Origin of the sequence: Rhodococcus sp. BL-253-APC-6A1W (assembly GCF_012843405.1) — a bacterium.
Classification (GTDB): domain Bacteria; phylum Actinomycetota; class Actinomycetes; order Mycobacteriales; family Mycobacteriaceae; genus Rhodococcus.
Map to the genome: position 1 here is coordinate 1 of NZ_JABAFB010000006.1, position 19,079 is coordinate 19,079.

Consider the following 19,079-nt stretch of genomic DNA (forward strand, 5'->3'; position numbering starts at 1 on the left):
GTCGGTGTTGGCGCCGGTGTTGGGGGGTGTGGGTGAGCCGGAGTCGGGTGATGCGTCTACGGACAACCTGATCCGCACGTACCGCCGAATGCGCGACTCGGACTGACATCTCTCCCCGACGCCCGAAACCGTTATGCAGCGCGAGAATCCGGCCACGCGGCCGTGGTGTGTACCCGCCCCCGGCGGTCGACGAGCCGCGCCGCGAGTTCGTACTGCTCGAGCCACGCGATCGCACCGACCTCGCAGTGCAGAGCCGTCTGCGCCGCGGCGTCGGCCCAGACCGCATCGGGCGCGACCACCGTGACGACGCGCCACCGGTCGTCGGCCCGGTCCCCTGCCCTACGCGAGGCGATCGCGGTGCCTGCGGGCAAGTCGATGTCGTTCCGGCCGGGCAACGCCACCTGCCATCCGCCGTCCGGGCGCGCGCCCGCGGTGGCCGCCGTGTCGCCGATACGCACCAGCACGCCGCAGTCGAGCCCCTCCGCGGCGAGTGCCGCCCCGTAGTCGGCGGTATCGGCGCGCGCCGTCTCCTCGAGGTCGAGACCCGCGCCCCACGGCGCGTGAACGGTGTCGCCCTCGATCCGGACGTCGAGGTAGCTGGGCACCGGGTGGACCGGGGGAATCGACTCGGTGTCGAGGCGGTTGTCGACCGGCGTGACGGCACCGTCGGTCATCCGGGCAGCCCGCAGGGCGGACTCGAGCAGCGTGGACAGGCGCGGGCTCACCCGCACGGGGACGCCTTGCCCGAGATTGACGGCGTGCAGTTCTGCATCACCGCGCCGGAGATCACACGCTGCCTCGGACACGTCGATCGTCGAGCGCACGATCTCCTCGGCCTGCCCCAGCGCACGGGGTTCGGTCACCGCGAGCACGACGTGCCGCCCGAACCCCCGCCACCGGCTCGTGTCGATCATGGCGGTCTCCCCTCGTGTGCGGGATTCACCGACCCTTTCCAGTATGCCCGGGGCTCTCCGCGGCAGCCCGTCTCAGATGCGGGTCAAGATCGCCTCGGTGTCCACCCCGGTGGGCAACGTACCCATGGCGATCCCCCAGTCGTCGTCGAGCCTGCTCGCGCAGAACGCGTCGGCAACGGCGTGGTGGCCGTGCCGCACGAGCTGGGCGCCCTGCAGAACGAGCGCCATCAGTTCCACGATCCGCCGGGCGCGGTATTCGATGTTCTCCAGGTCTGCGAGTTCCTTGCCCACGCGGGTGATGGCGTGGTCCAACCGCGAATCCGCGCCCTGCGCACGCTGCACCTCGGTGAAGAAGGCCTCGACGGTGTCGGGTTGCTTGACCATGGCGCGCAGCGCATCGAGAGCAGCGACGTTCCCGGAACCCTCCCAGATCGACATCAGCGGTGCTTCGCGGTAGAGCCTCGGCATCCCGGACTCTTCGGCGTAGCCGTTGCCACCGAGGCATTCGAGCGCTTCCGCGGCGTGGGCGGGCGCCCGCTTGCACACCCAGTATTTGGTGACCGCCAGTGCGATCCGCCGCAGCGCCGCTTCCTGCGGGTCGCCCTGCGCGCGGTCGGTCGCGCCGGCGAGCCGCATCATCATGGTGGTCGACGCCTCGGACTCGACGACGAGATCGGCGAGAACGTTGCGCATGAGTGGTTGGTCGACGAGGAGCGCACCGAATGCCGCGCGGTGCCGTGCGTGGTGGACCGCGCGGAGTGTTGCCATCCGCATCCCCGTCGCGGACCCGATCACGCAGTCGAGCCGAGTCATGTTGACCATGTCGATGATCGTGGAGACACCGCGTCCCTCGGGTCCGACGATCCATCCCACGGCGCCCTCGTACTCGATCTCCGACGACGCGTTGGATTTGTTCCCCAGTTTGTCCTTCAGCCGCTGGATCCGGATGCGGTTGCGGGCGCCGTCGGGCAGGACGCGCGGCAGGAGGAAACACGTGGGCCCGGCGCCGGTGTTCGCGAGGGTCAGGAACACGTCGGACATCGGCGCGGACGTGAACCATTTGTGCCCGACGATCGTGTACGTGCCGTCGGCGTTCTGTGTCGCGGTGGTGGTGTTGGCGCGGACGTCGGAGCCGCCCTGCTTCTCGGTCATCGACATCCCGGCGATGAGACCGCGTTTGCTCGCCGGTGTCCGCAGACCGAAGTCGTAGTGCGGCGCCGCCAATAGCGGTTCGTATTCCGCCGCGAGTGCCGGATTGTGGCGGAGCGCCGGAATCGCCGCGTACGTCATCGAAATGGGGCACATGTGGCCGGCGTCGGCCTGACCCCACACGTAGAACTTGGCGGCCCGGGCCACGTGCGCTCCTGGGCGCGGGTCGCGCCACGGCGCACCGTGCAGTCCGTGTTCGACCGCGACCGTCATCAGGTCGTGCCAATGCGGGTGGAACTCGACCTCGTCGATGCGGTTGCCGTACCGGTCGTGGGTGCGCAGGACGGGCGGATATTCGTTGGCGAGCCTGCCCCACTCCTGTGCCCGGGCCCCTCCCGCGAGCGCCCCGAGTTCGTGTACCTCGTCCTCTGCCCAGCTTCCGCCTTCGCGGTGCAGTCCTTCGATCAATGCGCGATCGTCCGCAGCGCTGTAGGGCACGAGGTCGGGCGCCTGGTTGGACACGATGTGCGTCGCGGGAAATGTCATGAGGGCGCTCCTAACGCGCGAAGGGACAATGCCACGAGGGCAGGCACCGTGTCTGCCGAAGCCGCACCGGCCCGCAAGGGTCCGGTGAGTACCTCCCCGACCGCTCCGACGAGAGCGGTGGCAGCGAGATCCGGGTCCTGGTCTGCGAATTCGCCCGTGGTGATGCCGTACCGGATCGCGCCGGCGAATGCGGCGGCGAACGCTCTGCGCAGCACCAGTCGCTCGGCGTCCACAGCCGCGTCGACGGGTTCCGCGAGCAGGGCGTAGGCCAGCACGGGATTGCGCAGCGCCCGGAACGCGAAGGTTTCCACGACGGCCGAGATCCGCCCGGCCGCCGATCCCGTCGCGGCCGCCGACACGACGGCCTCGACTTCTCGGCCGCACAGGTCCCGGAAGATCTGCACCATCAGATCCGACTTGTCGGCAAAATGCCGGTAGACGCTGCCGGTCGCGACTCCGGCGCGTTCGGCGACGGCCGCGATCGACATCTCCCGATATCCGCGTTCGGCGACGAGCGCCACCGCTGCGGCCGCAATCGCGTCGCGCTGGTCGTCGAGACGTTGTTGGACCGCGGGGGTCCGCCGGTACGGCATACCAAGAATTGAACCCCGGTTCAAACCTTTGGTCAACAGGCTTTCCGCCCGCGGTCCGGGCTACGGTCTAACGCATGAGTCGATTGAGCGTGGTGGACGAAATGTTCCTGCACCGACACCGCGGTTCCGGGCTTCCGTCGGTGATGCAGGGACTGTGGCGCACCGACGACACCGTGCACGCTCCCCTCCTCATCTCCCTGCACGACGCGTTGTCGCAAGGCCCCCTCGGCCGCCGGGTTGTTCGGCCCCGCATACCCGGCGCCCGCCCCCGATTCGTCGCGAGCACGCACTCGTACCCGCTGCGCTACCCCGCGGAGAAAGTGGCGGACGACGCGATCCTCGAATGGGCCGATGCCCAGACCGAAGTCGACCTCGATCCCGAACACGGACCCGGGTGGTCACTGGTCGCAGCACATCTCGCCGCCGGCGGCACTCTCGTCTCCCTCGTCTGCTCCCACGTACTGACCGACGCGCGGGGACTGATCGATGCTGTGGCCGAGGCTCTCGCCGGTCACGCCGAGCCACCCGACGAGTCCCACACCTCCGACGTCCGCGACGCGCTGCATGTCGTCCGTACGGTCGCGCGCGGTCTCCGGGGCGTGCGCCGTTCCGGTCCGCGTGAAAAACCGCCGGTCCCGCTGTCGGTGCGGTTGCGTCCCCGTACCGCCCTGATCGACGTGCCGAGCGACGAGTGGGACGCCGCTGCCGGCATCGGAGAGGGCACCGCGAATTCGCTGATGCTGGCGATCGCGACCGGGATCGCCCGCCGCGCAGGCATCCCCTTCCCACTGAAGATCTCCATTCCTGTGGACGACCGCGGTTCCGGCACCACCTCCAACGGGGTATCGATGACGGGTATCACCGTCGACGCGGACGACACGGTGGCGACGATCAGGACCAAGGCCACGCACGCGTACCGGCAGCCTCGCGAGGGCGCGCCGCACGGTATCCCCGCAGAGATCGTGCAACTCGTACCCGACCGTGTCGCGGCCCGCCTCGCCAGAGGCGCCGGCGAGCGAGACATGCTGTGCTCCAATATCGGTCGCGTCCCGGCCGTGCTCGATGCGTTCGGTCCGCACCGCACCGCCGGGGTGGCGATGCGCGCCATGCATCCCGGCCTCGGCACGAGGGACGCCACGACCTCGACACGCCTGTCGACCTACCTGTGCAGCCGGGACGATCGATACACGCTCGCGCTCGTCGCCCTCGACGAAGATCGATTCCCCGACACCCGGACGCTGCGCGCGTTCATCGACGCAGAACTCGCCGAGAGAGGTCTGCACGCCACCTACTGGTGACCCGGGTCCCGGTGGCCCGCGTCCTGGTGCCTCGAGTCCCGGCCTCTCCCGAAGTCGGTGTCGAACCAGCGGCCGAGCGACTCGCCGGGCAGGTCGCGCCGACGATACGTGCCGGGGATACGTTCCACGGAGCCGATCCGGTCCATGCGGTAGGTGCGCCACTCGTCTCTGTCGAGATCGAACCCGACGAGATACCAGTGGCCGGCCCGATATACATGGCGATACGGATCCACCGTCCGGACGGACGCTGCATCGTTGCGGTCGCGGTAGCCGAAGCGGACCCGTCCGGACTCCGCGACCGCATCGGCCAGCGCCCCGACCACCTGCACGCTGACGCCGTGCGCGTCGTCGAGCACCTCGGTGGCGAGGTCCATCGCGTGGGCACGTTGCCGCAGCACCGGCGAGAGTACGTTCTCGAGTTTCGCCAGTGCACTGTCCGCATCGTCCGCCCTGTCCGCGCCGCCCGCACTCTCCGCGCTCGCGAGGCGAGGCGCGATCAGCCGCACTCCGGCGACCAGGATCGCGACCTCGTCGGCGGTGAAGAGCAGCGGCGGGACGGACCGGCCTGCCCTGAGCCGGTACGCACTCGACGGGCCGGGCCGGCTGTCCACCCGATACCCCAGACGGCGCAGCCGCTCGACATCGCGGCGGACCGTACGTGTGCTGACCCCCAGGCGCGCGGCGAGCACGGCTGCCGTCCACTCCCCTCCCCGCTGGAGAACCGACAGGAGTTCGAGCGCGCGTGTCGTCGGGTCGCTCGTCATGAAATCCATGGTGACCGAAATGGCGGACAGGATCGGGCCGTATCTCTCGATACGGTGACGCCGGAGCACTCGACGAGAGGAGATCCATACATGCGTATCGCCGTCACTACTCCCACCGGACACGTCGGCCGCCATCTCGTTCCCATCCTGGTCCGTGCCGGGGTGCGCCCCTTGGTCCTGGCGCGCCGTCCCGAGAAGCTGCCTGCTCGGCTGCGTGCGGAGGTCGACACCGTCGCAGTCGACCAGTTCGATTCGGATGCGGTCGTCGAGGCAACCGCCGGGGTCGACACGATCTACTGGGTGGACCCGCCAGCTTCCGGCGACGACCCTCTCGCCGAGTACCGCCGCGCAGCCACGAGTATCGCCCGGGCGGTCACGAAAAACGGCATCGGGCGGGTGGTCTTCCAGAGCAGCGTCGGGGCCGAGAAGCGCCGCGGCGCAGGCGAAATCGACGGCCTGGCCGCCACCGAACTCGCACTGGACGACACGGATGCCGACGTCACGCACCTGCGGTGCGGGTACTTCTTCAGCAACCTGGAGTACCAACTCGACATGATCGCCTCCGGCACCGTGCAGGTGATCGTGCCGGTCGACCATCCGATGCCGTGGGTCGCGCCCCGCGACATCGCCGAGGTCGCGGCCACACGACTGCTCTCGACCGAGTGGAGCGGCCGTCACGTGCAGGCCGTCCACGGGCCGTCCGATCTCACGTGGACACAGGTCGCGGAGATCGTCTCCGCTGCGACGGACCTGCCGCTGCGCGCCGAACAGATCGCCGACGACGAGATGCGCCGGGGGTTACAGGCCGCCGGCCTGTCCGACGCGCAGGTCGACGCGATGACGGGCATGTCCACCGGCCTCCGCGACGGATTCGTTCCGGAACAATCACGCTCGATACGGTCCACGACGCCGACGACCCTGGCGGCGTGGGCGTACGACGTGCTGCGCCCGCAACTGTGACGCCCCTGCGCGGGACTCGCCGATCGTGGTGACTCGTCCCGTACAGTGCCAAGAATGACGTCCGAGACCCTCGTCACATATGCGGACGGCGCTGTTCGCGGTGTCCGAACCGGCGACCTGCTCACGTGGCGCGGCATTCCCTACGCGGCACCACCCGTGGGCGCGCTGCGCCTGCGCGCTCCCCAGCCCGTCGAACCCTGGACGGGCGAGCGGGACGCCACGCAGTTCGGCAATGCGGCATCCCAGCACCCGCGAGGAGTCGCCACGGGACGCCGCGGCGTCCGGGTGCGCCCCGCCGAGGACTGTCTCACGCTCAACGTCCTTGCGCCCGCGGGCCGGGTGCACAGTCCGCGGCCGGTGATGGTGTTCATCCACGGCGGCGCATTCACTCTCGGCACCACTGCCCTCTCCCTGTACGGGGGTGAGTCGCTCGTACGGCGCGGCGATGTGGTGTACGTGTCGGTCAACTACCGGCTCGGCGCGCTCGGATATCTCGATTTCCGCGAGTTCTCCGACGGCACCACACAATTCGACTCCAATCTGGGTCTCCGGGACCAGGTCGCGGCCCTCGAGTGGGTGCAGCGCAATATCGCTGCTTTCGGCGGCGATCCGGGCAACGTGACGATCTTCGGTGAATCGGCCGGGGGTACCTCGGTCACGACGCTGCTCGCGACGCCCGCGGCGCGCGGGCTTTTCTCCGGGGCGATCGCGCAGAGTCCCGCCCCGAACCTGGTGAACACCGCCGACAACTCCGCCCGGTGGAGTCGCGTGTTCCTCGAACTGCTCGGCGCCGACTCGGAATCGGCTGTCGCGGCACTTACCGGGGGTTCTCCCGCGGACCTGGGACGCGCGGGTGCGCGTCTGGGCGCCCACACTCTGAGGGACACTCCCGGCCTCCACCCGTTCGGGCCGGTTGTCGACGGCGATGTCGTCCCGATCGCTCCGCTCGATGCGTTCGAGACCGGAGCGGCTCATCCGGTCCCCCTCGTCATCGGCACCAACGACCGGGAAGGCGCGCTGTTCCCGAAGTTCCTCGACGGCCTGCCTACCAGTCCCGACCGCATCGACCGCATGTTCGCTGCGACCGACCCGGACGCGAAGAGCCGGGTGACCGCGGCGTACCCCGGATATCCGGACGAGAAGGCCGCAATCGATCTCGGCGGCGACTTCACGTTCTGGTATCCCGCACTCCAGATCGCACAGGCGCACGCACGCTTCGCACCGACGTACATGTACCGGTTCGACTACGCGCCGCGTCTCCTCAAGTGGACCGGGTTCGACGCGACGCACGCGGTCGATCTGCTGGCAGTGTTCGATCAGGCCGACGAGCCGATCGGCCGGATCCTCACCACCGCGGGCGGACGGCGCGGGCTGCGCACCGTCGCGGCATCGGTACAGCGGCAGTGGACACATTTCGCGAGGCACGGCGAACCACTGCCTTCGTGGCCCGCTTATGACGAAATAGACCGCGCGACCATGATTTTCGATGTTCCCCAGCGAGTGGAGGACGATCCGCGCCGAGAGCGGCGGATCGCGTGGGAGGCTATCGCGGCTACACGAGCGACGCGCCCGCTACTTCACGACCGTGAGAAGAAACGCGACGTCCTCGATGGCCCGGACGCTGTGCCGCGCCGGTGGAATGACGATCAGATCCCCCGCCGACCCTTTCCACAGGTCGTCGCCGGCGACCAGCTGGAGTTGCCCCTGAAGGATCTGCAGGGTCGCCTCGCCGGGGCTGTCGTGCTCACCGAGTTCGTGCCCGGCCAGCAGCGCCACCATGGTCTGCCGCAGATGCTTGGCGTGCCCGCCGAAAACCGTCTGCGAACTACGGCCACTGCTCGACGTCGCCGCCAGTTTCAGCTGCTGCCGGGCCAGCGCGGTCAGGGAGAGCTTGTCCATGTAGCGCAGTATGGCGTACTCACCGACACGACACTCAGCTTCGCGAATACCGGACCCAGCGAAACCTGATCCCCTTCGCCGACGACCGCCACTCTCCGGTCTCGGTCGCCGACCATTCGGGCCCGATCTCCGGAGCCGTCGCGTCCCCGTCGATGTCGAGGTCCACCTCGGTGACCAGCAGACGGGTCGCTCGCGGCATCGCCTGCGCGTAGATCTGGCCGCCACCTATGACCACGACATCGCCGTCGCCCGCGAGCCGGAACGCCTCGTCGAGACCGGATGCGGCGTGAGCACCGTCGGCCGACCATTCCGGGTCGCGGGTGACGACCACGTTGCGGCGGCCCGGGAGCGGCCGGAACTTCGGCGGCAGCGAATCCCACGTGAGACGCCCCATGACCACCGGCTTGCCCATCGTGGCGTCCTTGAAGAACGCCAGGTCTTCCGGGATGTGCCAGGGAATCGTGTTGTCGCGCCCGATGACGCCGTTGCGGGCCTGTGCCCAGATCAGGCTGATCTCACCCATCAGACGGCCACGGGCGCCTTGATCGCCGGATGGTGCCGGTAGCCGACGATCTTCACGTCGTCGAAGGTGTAGTCGAAGAGCGAGTCCCGGCGCTGCAACTGCAAGGTCGGGTACGGGTACGGCGCGCGCGTGAGCTGCTCGGTGACCTGCTCGATGTGATTGGAGTAGATGTGGCAGTCGCCGCCGGTCCAGATGAACTCGCCGGGCTCGAGCCCGACCTGCTGCGCCACCATGTGGGTGAGCAGCGCGTAGCTGGCGATGTTGAACGGCACCCCGAGGAAGAGGTCGGCGCTGCGCTGGTACAGCTGGCAGCTGAGCTTGCCGTCGGCGACGTAGAACTGGAAGAACGCGTGGCACGGCATCAGCGCCATCTTGTCCAGGTCGGCGACGTTCCACGCGGAGACGATCATCCGGCGCGAGTCGGGATTGCTGCGCAGCGTCTCGAGCACCTGCGAGATCTGGTCGATGTGCCGTCCGTCGGGAGTCGGCCACGAACGCCACTGGACCCCGTAGACGGGACCGAGATCGCCGTCCGGCTGCGCCCACTCGTCCCAGATCGTCACGCCGTGGTCGCGGAGCCACTGGACGTTGGAGTCGCCGCGCAGGAACCACAGCAACTCGTAGACGATGGACTTCAGATGCACCTTCTTGGTGGTGACGAGCGGAAAGCCCTCGGAGAGATCGAAGCGCATCTGGTGACCGAACAGGCTCCGCGTGCCCGTCCCGGTACGGTCGTTCTTCTCGGCACCGGTCTCGAGGACGAGTCGCAAGAGATCTTCGTAGGGGGTCGGCACAGTCACGAGGGCAGTCTACGGCGTCGTCCCGACACCGGTTCGTCCGCCGAGCCCCGGTGATCGCGCCCGAGTCGTAGCCTGGGAGCCATGCCCGAGCTGCCCGAGGTGGAAGCACTCGCCGTATTCCTGCGTGAGCATGCTGTCGGATCCGTGGTGGGCCGGATCGACGTGGCCGCGTTGAGCGTGCTGCAGACGGCAGATCCGCCGATCACCGCATTGCAGGGGCGGGACATCACGGGCGCCGCCCGGTACGGCAAGTTCCTCGCCATCGAGTGTTCGGACCTGCAGATGGTCACACACCTCTCCCGCGCGGGGTGGCTGCGGTGGCTCGACGAACCGTCGCAGTCTCCGCCGAAGCTGGGGAAGGGACCGCTGGCTCTGCGGGTCCACCTGTTCGCGCCCGACGCGACGACGCCGGCGTTCGATCTCACGGAAGCGGGCACCAAGAAGCGGCTCGCGGTCTGGGTCGTCGACGACCCGAAGAAGATCCCCGGTGTCGCGCGCCTCGGACCGGACGCCCTCGAGCTCACCGCCGACGAGTTCGCCGCACTGGTCGCCGGGAGTACCTCCCGGCTGAAGACGTTCCTCACCGATCAGTCCGTGCTCGCAGGAATCGGGAATGCCTACTCGGACGAGATCCTCCACGTGGCGCGACTGTCACCGTTCGCCACGGCCGGACGGCTCGACGACGCCTCGGTCTCGGCACTGTACGGCGCGATGCGCTCCGTGCTCGAGGACGCCGTCGCGCGATCCGTCGGGCAGGACGCAGCCCGGCTCAAGGGCGAGAAGCGCTCCGGCATGCGGGTGCACGCCCGCACCGGTCAACCGTGCCCGGTGTGCGGAGACACCGTCCGCGAAGTCTCCTACGCGGAACGTTCCTTCCAGTACTGCCCGACGTGCCAGACGGGCGGGAAGGTGCTCGCCGACCGCCGGCTGTCCAGGCTGCTCAAGTAGCCGTAGGCCGACTCCAGCCGTGTGCCACCGACGCTCGGCACCGCGTGATGTCGTCGCCTGCTCCGACGAACAGCGCCGTGAGCATCGGTACACAGTGTTCGAGCGTGTCCTCGGGCAACGGCCCGTTCGCGACGAGCGACACCAACCCGTGGCCGATCGCCCAACTCTGGATCGCCAGGTCCAAGGGCTCGATTCCGGTGAAGCGGCCTTCGCCCTCGGCCCGGCGCACCGCCCGCACCAGATACTCGAGGGTGGCATCGGCAGCCGAGAGGTCTTCGAGGTCGACGCTCGCGTCGAACATCACCCGGTACAGGTCCGGCTGCTCGAGTGCGTTCCCGAGATACGCCGCGACGAGTGCGGTCAGGTCCCGGACCGGATCGTCCGTGAGCGCCACGGTCGCAAACCTGGCTTCCAGCCTGGTGAAGCCCTCCTGCCGGAGGGCCATCCACAACCCGTCCATGCCGCCGAAGTAGGTGTAGACGGCCATCGTGGAGACGCCGGTGCCCGCCACGAGTGCACGCAGAGTGATCGGTTCACGGGTACGGAGCATGTGGGCCGCCCGTTCGAGAAGCAGTGCGCGCACCGCCGGATCTTTGGACCTCACCATGCCTGAACAATACATAACATTGCCTTGCTATATTAAGCGCCTGCCAGTCCGATCAACCCAGAGGAGTACCGGTGCCCGTCACCTTGATGAACCCCGAAGCGTTGCCCGAGGTCGATCTCTACCGCCAGGTGTCGGTCGCGACCGGCTCGAAGCTCGTGTTCACGGCCGGTCAGGTCTCGGTCGATGCGCAGGGCACCCTGGTGGGCGCGGGCGATATCGCGGCCCAAGCCGAGCAGTGCTATCTCAACGTCGCCACCGCCCTGGCCGAGGCCGGCGCGACATTCGACGATGTCGCGAAATTGACCGTCTACGTCGTCGACTGGTCGCCCGACAAGATGGAACCGTTCGTCGAGGGCGTGGCCCGCGCCGCCGCGCGCCTCGGGATCGACAAGCCGCTCCCGCCCTTCACCGGCATCGGAGTGGCCGCCCTCGCGGGTGAGGGACTTCTTCTCGAAGTCGAGGCCACCGCGGTCGTCGACTGACGCCCCGGGCCGCATCTCCGAGGGCCACCTCGGAGCATGCGGTTACCGTATCCGTGTGACGCCCGCACCCGAAGACGCCGAACACGTGGACACCGAGGCCCTGTCCGGCTATCTGCACTCCGCTTCGGGCTCCCCGCGCGGCGTCGTCGCGCTCACACACGGAGCCGGAGGCAATTGCAACGCGAAGATCCTCCAGCTCATGTGCACCCGTTTCGCCGCGCACGGTTTCGTGGCGCTGCGGTACGACCTCCCGTTCCGCCGGCGCCGCCCCAAAGGGCCGCCGCAGCCGTCGCGTGCCGGCGAGGACCGCGAGGGGGTCGCCGCGGTCGCAGCCGCCACCAGGGAATATTCCGACGGGCCGCTCATTCTCGGCGGAGTGTCGTACGGCGGGCGCCAGGTGACCATGCTCGCCGCCGAACGACCCGGGATCGCGGACGGACTGTTGCTCATGTCGTACCCGCTGCACCCGCCGGGCCAGCCCGACAAGCCGCGGACCGAACATCTGCCTGCCCTCACCGCGCCGTCGGTGTTCGTGCACGGAGACCGGGACCCCTTCGGCACGCTCGACGAACTGCGGCACGCCCTCGCGCTCGTGCCGGCCCCGACGACGCTGGTCCCCGTGGAGGGGGCCGCACACGACCTGGGTCGCGCGAAAGCAGACCCGTCCGAGATCGCGGTCCGCGCGGTTCTGGCACTTGTGGACGGCCAGGCCCGATGAGCGAGCTCACCGACGGTGTCATCGACACGTTGCTGTCCGAAATGCGCGAGCGCCTGGACGAGACGGTCACCCCCGCGACGCTTCGTGGACTGCTCGAGGCCGTGCTCGTCGTAGGGTCCGGCCTCGAACTCGATTCGATGCTGCAGCGCATCGTCTCGGCAGCGACGTCGCTGCTCGGCGCCCGGTACGGCGCTCTCGGTGTGCGTGCCTCGGACGGCGGACTCTCGGAATTCGTCTACGTGGGCATCGACCCCACGCAGCGGGAGGTCATGGGACACCTCCCCGAGGGTCGCGGCCTTCTCGGCCTGCTCGTCAACGACCCCCGGCCGGTGCGTCTCGCCGACCTGTCCCAGCACCCCGGCTCGATCGGCTTCCCTGCCAACCATCCCCCGATGGGAAGTTTCCTCGGGACTCCGATCATGGTGCGCGGCAAGGTGTTCGGCAGCATCTATCTCACCGAGAAAATCGGCGCACCCGAGTTCACCGAGGAAGACGAGATCCTCCTGAAAGTCCTGGCGACCTCGGCCGGCATGGCCGTCGAGAACGCGTGGCTGTTCGAGGGTTCCCTCACCCGCGAGCGGTGGCTCACCGCAATGGCATCGATCAACGCCCGGTTGCTCGTCGGCGGCTCGGTCGACGACACCCTCTCGCTGCTCGTCGGCCAGGTTCGGGAACTCGCCGTGTGTTCCGAGGTGTACGTCGTCCTGGCCGACGGCGTACAGGGCTCGGTCCGGGCGGCGGCCCCCGCGGAGCCCTCCTTGACTTCGACGCGCGTCGACCTCACCGGGTCACCGATCATGCGCGCCCTCAGAACCCGGAAGCCGGTACACACCCGTACGACATGGCTTCTCCCGTCGGCGGATTCGAGCGGACCGGGTCACGCGGTGGTACTCCCACTCTCCGCCACCTCCGCGATCACCGGTGCGCTCGTCGCGACACGGGCAGCGGGTAGCGAACCGTGGGGCGACGAAGACGTCCTCCGTCTCGAATCGATGGCGAATCTCGCGGCCGTCGCCCTCGAGTTCGCAGAGCAACAACGCAAGCAGCGACTGCTCGATGTGCTCGCCGACCGCGACCGAATCGCACAGGACTTGCACGACAACGTGATTCAGCGGTTGTTCGCCACCGGGATGAGCTTGCAGAGCACCATGGCCTCGGGCGTCGGCAACGACCGGATGGCGGAGGTGGTGCAGCACGCGGTCGAACAACTCGACCGGACCGTCCGCGAGATCCGCACGACCATCTTCGACCTGCACACCACCGGCGCCGCAGCGTCGACGAGCCTGCGGCGGCGACTGCTCGACGTGGTCGGGGATCTGAGCGTCCACTCGGCCGTGTCGCCGAACATCCAGTTCCGGGGCCCGATCGACACCCTCGTGCCCGCCCGCATCCATCCACAAGCGGAAGCGGTGTTGCGGGAAGGGCTGAGCAACGCACTCCGGCACTCCCAGTCCGAGAACATCTCCGTCTCGGTCTCGGCCCTCGAGGACTTCCGGATCGAGATCGTCGACGACGGAACCGGGTTGCCCGCCACCGTTCGGCGCAGCGGTCTGATCAATCTGGAACGACGCGCCGAGCAGTGCGGCGGGTCGTTCCGCGTCGAATCCAACGAGAGCAGGGGCACGCGGCTGGTCTGGTGCGCCCCGCTCTGATCGCCGGACCCCGTCAGGTGTTGTCGTGCCCGCGTTCCTTGCGGAGCTCGGTGGCGAGCACAGCGGCCTGGGTGCGTCGCTGCATTCCGAGCTTCGACAGCAGCCGCGAGACGTAGTTCTTGACGGTCTTCTCTGCGAGGAACAGCCGCTCGGCGATCTCCCGGTTGGTCATGCCCTCACCGATCAGCTCGAAGACCGCGCGCTCCTGCTCGGACAGTTCGGCGAGCGGGTCTGCGTTGCGCGAGGCCCGGATCCGTTCCATCAAGGCCGCGGTCGCACGGCTGTCGAGCAGCGAACCGCCCTCTCCCACCGTGCGGATCGCGGAGACCAGGTCGGTGCCGAGGATCTGCTTGAGCACGAATCCGGACGCGCCCGCCATGATGGCGTCGAAGAGCGCTTCGTCGTCGGCGTACGACGTGAGCATCAGCGCCCGGAGTTCTGGCATGCGGTTGCGCAGTTCACGGCACAATTCCACCCCGTTCCCGTCGGGGAGTCGCACGTCGAGCACCACGACGTCGGCGTCGCTGCCGGGTACCCGGGCGAGCGCCTCCCCCACCGATGCGGCCTCTCCGACCACGGTGAAGTCGGCGACGCTGCTCAGCAGGTCGACCAGGCCGCGTCTGACGATCTCGTGGTCGTCGACGAGGAATACGCGGGGCATGTCACGCACCTTTCGTTGGGCATCGGTCCCCATTGTCCCAGCCGTCACCCTCGTGACCCGGCTCCGGGCCGTTCGACGGCAGGTCCGGGACCTTCGCCCCACGCGCGACAGGTGTCTCATGAGCAACGCTACCTATGCGGGCGTGTGTGCCTACACCGCGTCCGGAAACGGTGACCCTGAGCGAGGAGGCGACCGTGTCAGTCGATTTCGAAACCTGGAACGCCGGGGGCACGGACATCATCGCACGGGCCGTGGTCGCGGCCCCGAGCGTTCACGACACCCAGCCGTGGAACCTGTACCTCCCCGGACAGTCGGCCGAACTCGAGGAACGCACCGAATTCGCCGAGCCCGGCGGCGATCCGCTCCGCCCCGACCGGACGATCTCGTGCGGCACAGCCGTCGCGAACCTGGAACTGGCCGTGCGCGTGCTGGGGTACCGGACCCGGACCGCTCTGTTCCCCGATCCCGATCGCTCTGCGCTGGTCGCACGGGTCGACGCGGTCGAGGCGGCCGCACCGTCGAACTGGGACCTTCGCCTCTACGCCGCAATATCCCACCGGCGCAGCCACCGCGAATCCTTCGCCGGCGTCCCGGTACCTGCCGAGACCATCGCCGACGTGATCTCCGCGGCTGCCGAAGTGCCCGGAATCCACGTCGTGCTGCTGGCCCCCGACGAGGCGAGCGCCCTGGCCGGCACCCTCACCTATGCGGCCGAAGCCAAGCGCCGGCACCAGCACTACCAGCGCGAGATGTTCTCGTGGACCTCGCACTGGCAACCCGACGGGAACGCCGAGGTGGTCACGACGTGGAACACCGGTCTCGATGAGCGAGGTGCCGCGGGCGCAGCACTGATCACCACGGGCGTCCCCGACCCGGCTGCGCTCTCCGATTCCATCGCGCGAGAAACCGTTCTGCTGTTCGTGCCCGACTCCTCCGAACCGGAAGACCTGGTGCGTGTGGGAATGGCGGCCCAGCGGGCGTGGCTCGCAGCGGTCGACGCGCGACTGTCGGCATCGGTGCTCACGCATCCGCTGCGTATCGGGGACTCGGCGTCCCGGCTCGCCGAACTACTCGATCTGCCGGCGCCACCCCAGCTCATCATGCGGATCGGCTTTTGATGTGTGCGACAGGCGATTACAGTGCAATCTGTTAGACCGTGATTCCTTCCGGTACCACGACGCAGACAGGAGGAGACAGTGAGCGCACCCACGGACGACCCGGTTCAGGCCCCCACGACGGAACTTTTCCACGCGGCGCTGGACATGGCACAGGCAGCGAAGGCGGGGAACGTCTCCGGCTGGCTCGCGTCCCGGTACAGCTGTGGCAGGTTCGACGACGTCGCGTTCCTCATGTCTCAGATGCTCGGCGTCCTCATCGAGAACTGCGCCATCGCCCGCGGCGTCCATCCCGCCGACGCCTGGAACGAACTACGCGAGCAGGGCGTCGACGAATTCGGCTGACACCCTGCTCGCGTCATCGCTGTTCTGCGCCGCGCGCTCAGTCCTCGACTTCGGACCGGACGACCATGACCGGGCAGTCCGCGGTCTGGATCAGCGCGTTGCTCGTGGAACCGAGCAGCAGCCCCTTGAAGCCGCCCCGGCCACGAGTTCCCACCACGAGCAACTGTGCCTGTTCGGCGTACTCGCTGAGCACACGCACCGGCCGGTCGCGTGCGACCACCCGCTCCACCACGACGTCCGGATAGCGTTCCCGATATCCCGCGAGCCGTTCCGCCAGGACGATTTCCTCACCGGTCTGGATGCGACTCCAGTGCGGGTCTTCGGGCACCGCGCCGAGCGACGGCTGCACACTCACATCGCTCCACACGTTGACGGCCACGAGGGTCGCGCCACGTGAGGAAGCTTCGACGAACGCCGCCTCGACGGCGGCCCGGCACGACTCCGATCCGTCGACGCCCACCACGACGGGACCTTCGGCCGGCGGGGCGCCGTCGAGGGTGCGGCCGCGGACCACGACCACCGGGGCCACGGCATGGGACGCCACCGCGGTGGACACCGAACCTGCGAGCAGCCCCTTGACCTCCCCGAGCCCGCGGGAGCCCACCACGAGGCGATCGGCCTTCGCCGACACCGCGACCAGGGTGGACGCCACCTTGCCCTCGAGTTGCTCGGTGGTGACCTCGACCCGTCCGGAGTCGTCGACGATCTGCCGGGCCATCATGGCGGCGCTGTCGAGCCGATCGCGCGCCGTCGCCTTCATCTCCTCGTGGAAGCTCTGCGCGAGGTACGGCTCCGAGTAGTAGAACGCGGGAATGTGGACGACGGTGACGATGTGCAACGGCAGCGCTCGCGCCGCAGCGGATCGTGCCGCCCAGATCACCGCATTGGTGGATGCCTCGGATCCGTCGACGGCGACGACGATCGGGTTGGGTTCGCTCATCGGTGGCGGGAACCTTTCTCGGGGTTGTGTCAGCCGCAGATGTGCCGCAGCTGTTCGATCAATCGCACGCGACCGGCAGTGTCGGGCGCGAACGGTGTGACGTTGAGGGTCGTGACGCCCGACTCGGCGAATGCGGCCACCCGTTCGCGCACGAAGCCCTCCGGGCCGATCAGCGACACTGCGCGGATCAGTTCGACGGGTACCGCGGCCGCGGCTTCTTCCTTCTTGCCGGACAGGTACAGATCCTGGATGTTCTCCGCTTCCTTCTCGTACCCGTAGCGGACCGCGAGGTCGTTGTAGAAATTCTTGCCCTTGGCGCCCATGCCGCCGACGTAGAGAGCGACCATCGGCCGGACCCAGTCGAGCATGTGCTCCACGTCGTCGCCGATGGCGAGCGGAACCTGGGCGTAGATCTGCAGATCTCCGAGGGCCGGGTCGCGCTTGGCCTTGCCCTTGGCGATGGAGTCTCCCCACACTCCCGCGGCTTTCTCCGGGAAGTAGAAGAGCGGCTGCCAGCCCTCTGCGATCTCCGCCGTCATCTCGACGTTCTTGGGTCCGAGCGACGCGATGATGATCGGAATCCGTTCGCGCACAGGCTCGTTGATGAGCTTGAGCGGCTTACCGAGACCGGTGCCCTGATCCGCGGGCAGCGGAATCTGGTAGTACTTGCCCTGGTGCTCGACCTTCTCGCGGCGCCACACCTGGCGGCAGATGTCGACGATCTCGCGGGTGCGGCCGAGCGGCGCGTTGTAGGGGACGCCGTGGAACCCCTCCATCACCTGCGGACCCGACGCGCCGATCCCGAGCACGAACCGGCCGTCGGAGACGTAGTCGAGGCCCGCCGCCGTCATCGCCGTGAGCGTGGGGGTACGGGTGAACAACTGCAGGATGCCGGACGCGAGTTCGACACGGCTGGTCTTGGCCGCCAGGTAACCGATCTGGCTCACCGCATCGAACGAATAGGCCTCGGGTACGAACACGATGTCGAGTCCGGCCTGTTCGAGGTCAGCGACCTCGGCGGCGGTCTCGGCGAATCCACCGCTGTAGTTCAGTCCCATTCCGATGCGCATGCGCCACCCTCACTCCTGCCGCGCACCCGCGCGGACGTGGTCGTCGATAGTGCAACGCACACTACCGCCGTCACGATGCTCCGGGTCGCACGACCATCACGGGGCAGGCCGCCTCCCGCAGGAGCGTGTTGCTCGTCGAGCCCATCAGGAGGCCGGCGAATCCTCCACGACCACGGCTACCGACCACCACGAGCTGGGCCTTCTCACTCCAGGCCGTCAGGTGAACCCGCGGACCGTCGACGTAGATCTTGCGGTGCACCGTGACGTCCGGGAACCGGTCGCCGAAACCGGCGAGACATTCGGACACGAGGGCGTGCTCGCTCTCCTCGAACGCCACCGGATCGAACCAGTGCGGCGACGCTGCGATCTCACCCGGCCGCATGTCGCTCCAGACGTGCACCGCGACCAGATCGACCCGGCGCCACGACGCCTCCTCGAAAGCCGCTTCGACGGCCACTTCGCTCAGTGCGCTGCCGTCGAGCCCGACCACGACCGGCCGGTTGTCCGGAACGGGTGGTGCGGCGCCGCGTGCGACGACGACCGGACATGCCGCGTGACCGACGACCGCGACGGGCGTCGATCCCAGGAGCAACTCACCGAGCCGGGTACTGCCGGTCGCGCCGAGCACCACCATCGCAGACCGGCGCGACAGCTCTACCAGCCATTTCGCGCTACCCGTCAGTGCGATCTCGGTCGTGACCCGGACGTCGGGCTCGGTGGCACGAGCGATCTCCTCGGCGTCCGACAGCAGAGCGGTGGCGTCCTCCTCGGCCCATTCGAACACCTGGGAGGGCCGGAAGAACGGAAGCTCCGCCGAGGGCGTCGGCGTGAGCAACGACGCCGGGGCGAAATCGACTGCGTGGACGAGATGGAGCGTGAGGCCGCGCCCCGCCGCAGTCGCCGCCGCCCATCGAACAGCGCGTTCGGACGGAGGGGAACCGTCGACACCCACCGTCACCCGACGGCGGTCGTGGGGTTCTGCGCTCGGAGTCGTCACAAATCGAGGGTAGCCGCAATCGCAGGTCACCGTCGGGGACTTTGGTCCCACCGATTCGAGAAATTAGTCAGGACAACGGATTCCAGCGGCGATGCACA

Annotated in this window: 20 protein-coding genes and 1 pseudogene; 9 read left to right on the plus strand and 12 right to left on the minus strand. The window is 68.5% G+C overall.

Going from position 1 to position 19,079, the window contains the following annotated elements; all coding sequences use genetic code 11:
• Positions 1-131 precede the first annotated feature (131 nt).
• The 3 genes from HF877_RS10295 to HF877_RS10305 all read right to left on the minus strand — a co-directional run bounded on the left by HF877_RS10295 (position 132) and on the right by HF877_RS10305 (position 3,202).
• Positions 132-914 (minus strand): FAD:protein FMN transferase, encoded by a 783-nt coding sequence (locus tag HF877_RS10295; RefSeq protein WP_169621092.1) that lies wholly within the window; start codon positions 912-914, stop codon positions 132-134.
• 72 nt (positions 915-986) lie between these two features.
• Positions 987-2,609: an acyl-CoA dehydrogenase family protein gene (locus HF877_RS10300; protein WP_169621093.1), complete on the minus strand. Its 1,623-nt coding sequence runs from the start codon at positions 2,607-2,609 to the stop codon at positions 987-989.
• On the minus strand, positions 2,606-3,202 hold the full coding sequence (locus tag HF877_RS10305) for a TetR/AcrR family transcriptional regulator (protein WP_169621094.1): 597 nt from the start codon (positions 3,200-3,202) through the stop codon (positions 2,606-2,608). Before HF877_RS10305 ends, HF877_RS10300 begins: the two co-directional genes overlap by 4 nt.
• 74 nt (positions 3,203-3,276) lie before the next feature.
• On the opposite strand from HF877_RS10305, the gene HF877_RS10310 reads away from it, so the two are divergent.
• Positions 3,277-4,500 (plus strand): hypothetical protein, encoded by a 1,224-nt coding sequence (locus HF877_RS10310; RefSeq protein ID WP_169621095.1) that lies wholly within the window; start codon positions 3,277-3,279, stop codon positions 4,498-4,500.
• On the opposite strand, the gene HF877_RS10315 is transcribed toward HF877_RS10310, so the two are convergent.
• Positions 4,491-5,264: a WYL domain-containing protein gene (locus HF877_RS10315; RefSeq protein WP_169621096.1), complete on the minus strand. Its 774-nt coding sequence runs from the start codon at positions 5,262-5,264 to the stop codon at positions 4,491-4,493. The two genes, HF877_RS10310 and HF877_RS10315, sit on opposite strands and share 10 nt — an antisense overlap.
• Before the next feature lie 90 nt (positions 5,265-5,354).
• Here HF877_RS10315 and HF877_RS10320 point away from each other — a divergent pair, with 90 nt between their 5' ends.
• Together HF877_RS10320 and HF877_RS10325 are read left to right on the plus strand one after the other, a co-directional pair.
• Positions 5,355-6,224, plus strand: coding sequence for an NAD(P)H-binding protein (locus HF877_RS10320; RefSeq protein ID WP_169621097.1), 870 nt, complete (start codon positions 5,355-5,357; stop codon positions 6,222-6,224).
• A gap of 54 nt (positions 6,225-6,278) precedes the next feature.
• Positions 6,279-7,813: pseudogene (locus HF877_RS10325) on the plus strand (carboxylesterase/lipase family protein).
• Here the strand turns inward: HF877_RS10325 and HF877_RS10330 are convergent.
• From HF877_RS10330 to HF877_RS10340, 3 genes are read right to left on the minus strand one after another with little or no spacing between them, the layout of a single operon-like run.
• The gene (locus HF877_RS10330) at positions 7,797-8,123 is read right to left on the minus strand and encodes a cupin domain-containing protein (RefSeq protein WP_169621098.1); all 327 of its coding nucleotides are present in this window, start codon (positions 8,121-8,123) and stop codon (positions 7,797-7,799) included. The pseudogene HF877_RS10325 and the gene HF877_RS10330 overlap by 17 nt on opposite strands.
• 34 nt (positions 8,124-8,157) lie before the next feature.
• On the minus strand, positions 8,158-8,646 hold the full coding sequence (locus tag HF877_RS10335) for a dihydrofolate reductase (RefSeq protein WP_169621099.1): 489 nt from the start codon (positions 8,644-8,646) through the stop codon (positions 8,158-8,160).
• Positions 8,646-9,446, minus strand: coding sequence for a thymidylate synthase (locus HF877_RS10340; protein ID WP_169621100.1), 801 nt, complete (start codon positions 9,444-9,446; stop codon positions 8,646-8,648). Before HF877_RS10340 ends, HF877_RS10335 begins: the two co-directional genes overlap by 1 nt.
• A gap of 81 nt (positions 9,447-9,527) precedes the next feature.
• Between HF877_RS10340 and HF877_RS10345 the strand changes: the two genes are divergently transcribed.
• Positions 9,528-10,394, plus strand: coding sequence for an Fpg/Nei family DNA glycosylase (locus HF877_RS10345; RefSeq protein ID WP_169621101.1), 867 nt, complete (start codon positions 9,528-9,530; stop codon positions 10,392-10,394).
• Here HF877_RS10345 and HF877_RS10350 read toward each other — a convergent pair.
• Complete coding sequence (locus HF877_RS10350) at positions 10,387-11,001, minus strand: TetR/AcrR family transcriptional regulator (protein WP_169621102.1); 615 nt, start codon at positions 10,999-11,001, stop codon at positions 10,387-10,389. The genes HF877_RS10345 and HF877_RS10350 overlap by 8 nt on opposite strands.
• A 71-nt stretch (positions 11,002-11,072) precedes the next feature.
• Here HF877_RS10350 and HF877_RS10355 point away from each other — a divergent pair, with 71 nt between their 5' ends.
• The 3 genes from HF877_RS10355 to HF877_RS10365 are packed head-to-tail and all read left to right on the plus strand — an operon-like array spanning position 11,073 to position 13,853.
• A complete protein-coding gene (locus HF877_RS10355) occupies positions 11,073-11,483 on the plus strand; it encodes a RidA family protein (RefSeq protein WP_169621103.1) in 411 nt (136 codons plus the stop codon).
• Between the two features lie 55 nt (positions 11,484-11,538).
• The gene (locus HF877_RS10360) at positions 11,539-12,201 is read left to right on the plus strand and encodes an alpha/beta family hydrolase (RefSeq protein ID WP_296550580.1); all 663 of its coding nucleotides are present in this window, start codon (positions 11,539-11,541) and stop codon (positions 12,199-12,201) included.
• On the plus strand, positions 12,198-13,853 hold the full coding sequence (locus HF877_RS10365; RefSeq protein ID WP_169621104.1) for a GAF domain-containing protein: 1,656 nt from the start codon (positions 12,198-12,200) through the stop codon (positions 13,851-13,853). The genes HF877_RS10360 and HF877_RS10365 overlap by 4 nt, the downstream gene beginning before the upstream one ends.
• A 13-nt stretch (positions 13,854-13,866) precedes the next feature.
• Here the strand turns inward: HF877_RS10365 and HF877_RS10370 are convergent, their stop codons facing one another.
• The gene (locus HF877_RS10370) at positions 13,867-14,514 is read right to left on the minus strand and encodes a response regulator transcription factor (protein WP_169621105.1); all 648 of its coding nucleotides are present in this window, start codon (positions 14,512-14,514) and stop codon (positions 13,867-13,869) included.
• Positions 14,515-14,708: 194 nt separating this feature from the next.
• On the opposite strand from HF877_RS10370, the gene HF877_RS10375 reads away from it, so the two are divergent.
• Together HF877_RS10375 and HF877_RS10380 are read left to right on the plus strand one after the other, a co-directional pair.
• Positions 14,709-15,632: a nitroreductase family protein gene (locus tag HF877_RS10375; protein ID WP_346765106.1), complete on the plus strand. Its 924-nt coding sequence runs from the start codon at positions 14,709-14,711 to the stop codon at positions 15,630-15,632.
• 78 nt (positions 15,633-15,710) lie between these two features.
• On the plus strand, positions 15,711-15,974 hold the full coding sequence (locus HF877_RS10380) for a hypothetical protein (protein WP_169621107.1): 264 nt from the start codon (positions 15,711-15,713) through the stop codon (positions 15,972-15,974).
• 37 nt (positions 15,975-16,011) lie between these two features.
• On the opposite strand, the gene HF877_RS10385 is transcribed toward HF877_RS10380, so the two are convergent.
• The 3 genes from HF877_RS10385 to HF877_RS21520 all read right to left on the minus strand — a co-directional run bounded on the left by HF877_RS10385 (position 16,012) and on the right by HF877_RS21520 (position 18,981).
• Complete coding sequence (locus HF877_RS10385) at positions 16,012-16,914, minus strand: universal stress protein (RefSeq protein WP_169621108.1); 903 nt, start codon at positions 16,912-16,914, stop codon at positions 16,012-16,014.
• A 29-nt stretch (positions 16,915-16,943) separates the two neighbouring features.
• Positions 16,944-17,984 (minus strand): LLM class F420-dependent oxidoreductase, encoded by a 1,041-nt coding sequence (locus tag HF877_RS10390; protein ID WP_169621109.1) that lies wholly within the window; start codon positions 17,982-17,984, stop codon positions 16,944-16,946.
• A gap of 70 nt (positions 17,985-18,054) precedes the next feature.
• Positions 18,055-18,981, minus strand: a complete 927-nt coding sequence (locus HF877_RS21520; RefSeq protein WP_169621110.1) for a universal stress protein — start codon at positions 18,979-18,981, stop codon at positions 18,055-18,057.
• Positions 18,982-19,079: the final 98 nt, after the last annotated feature.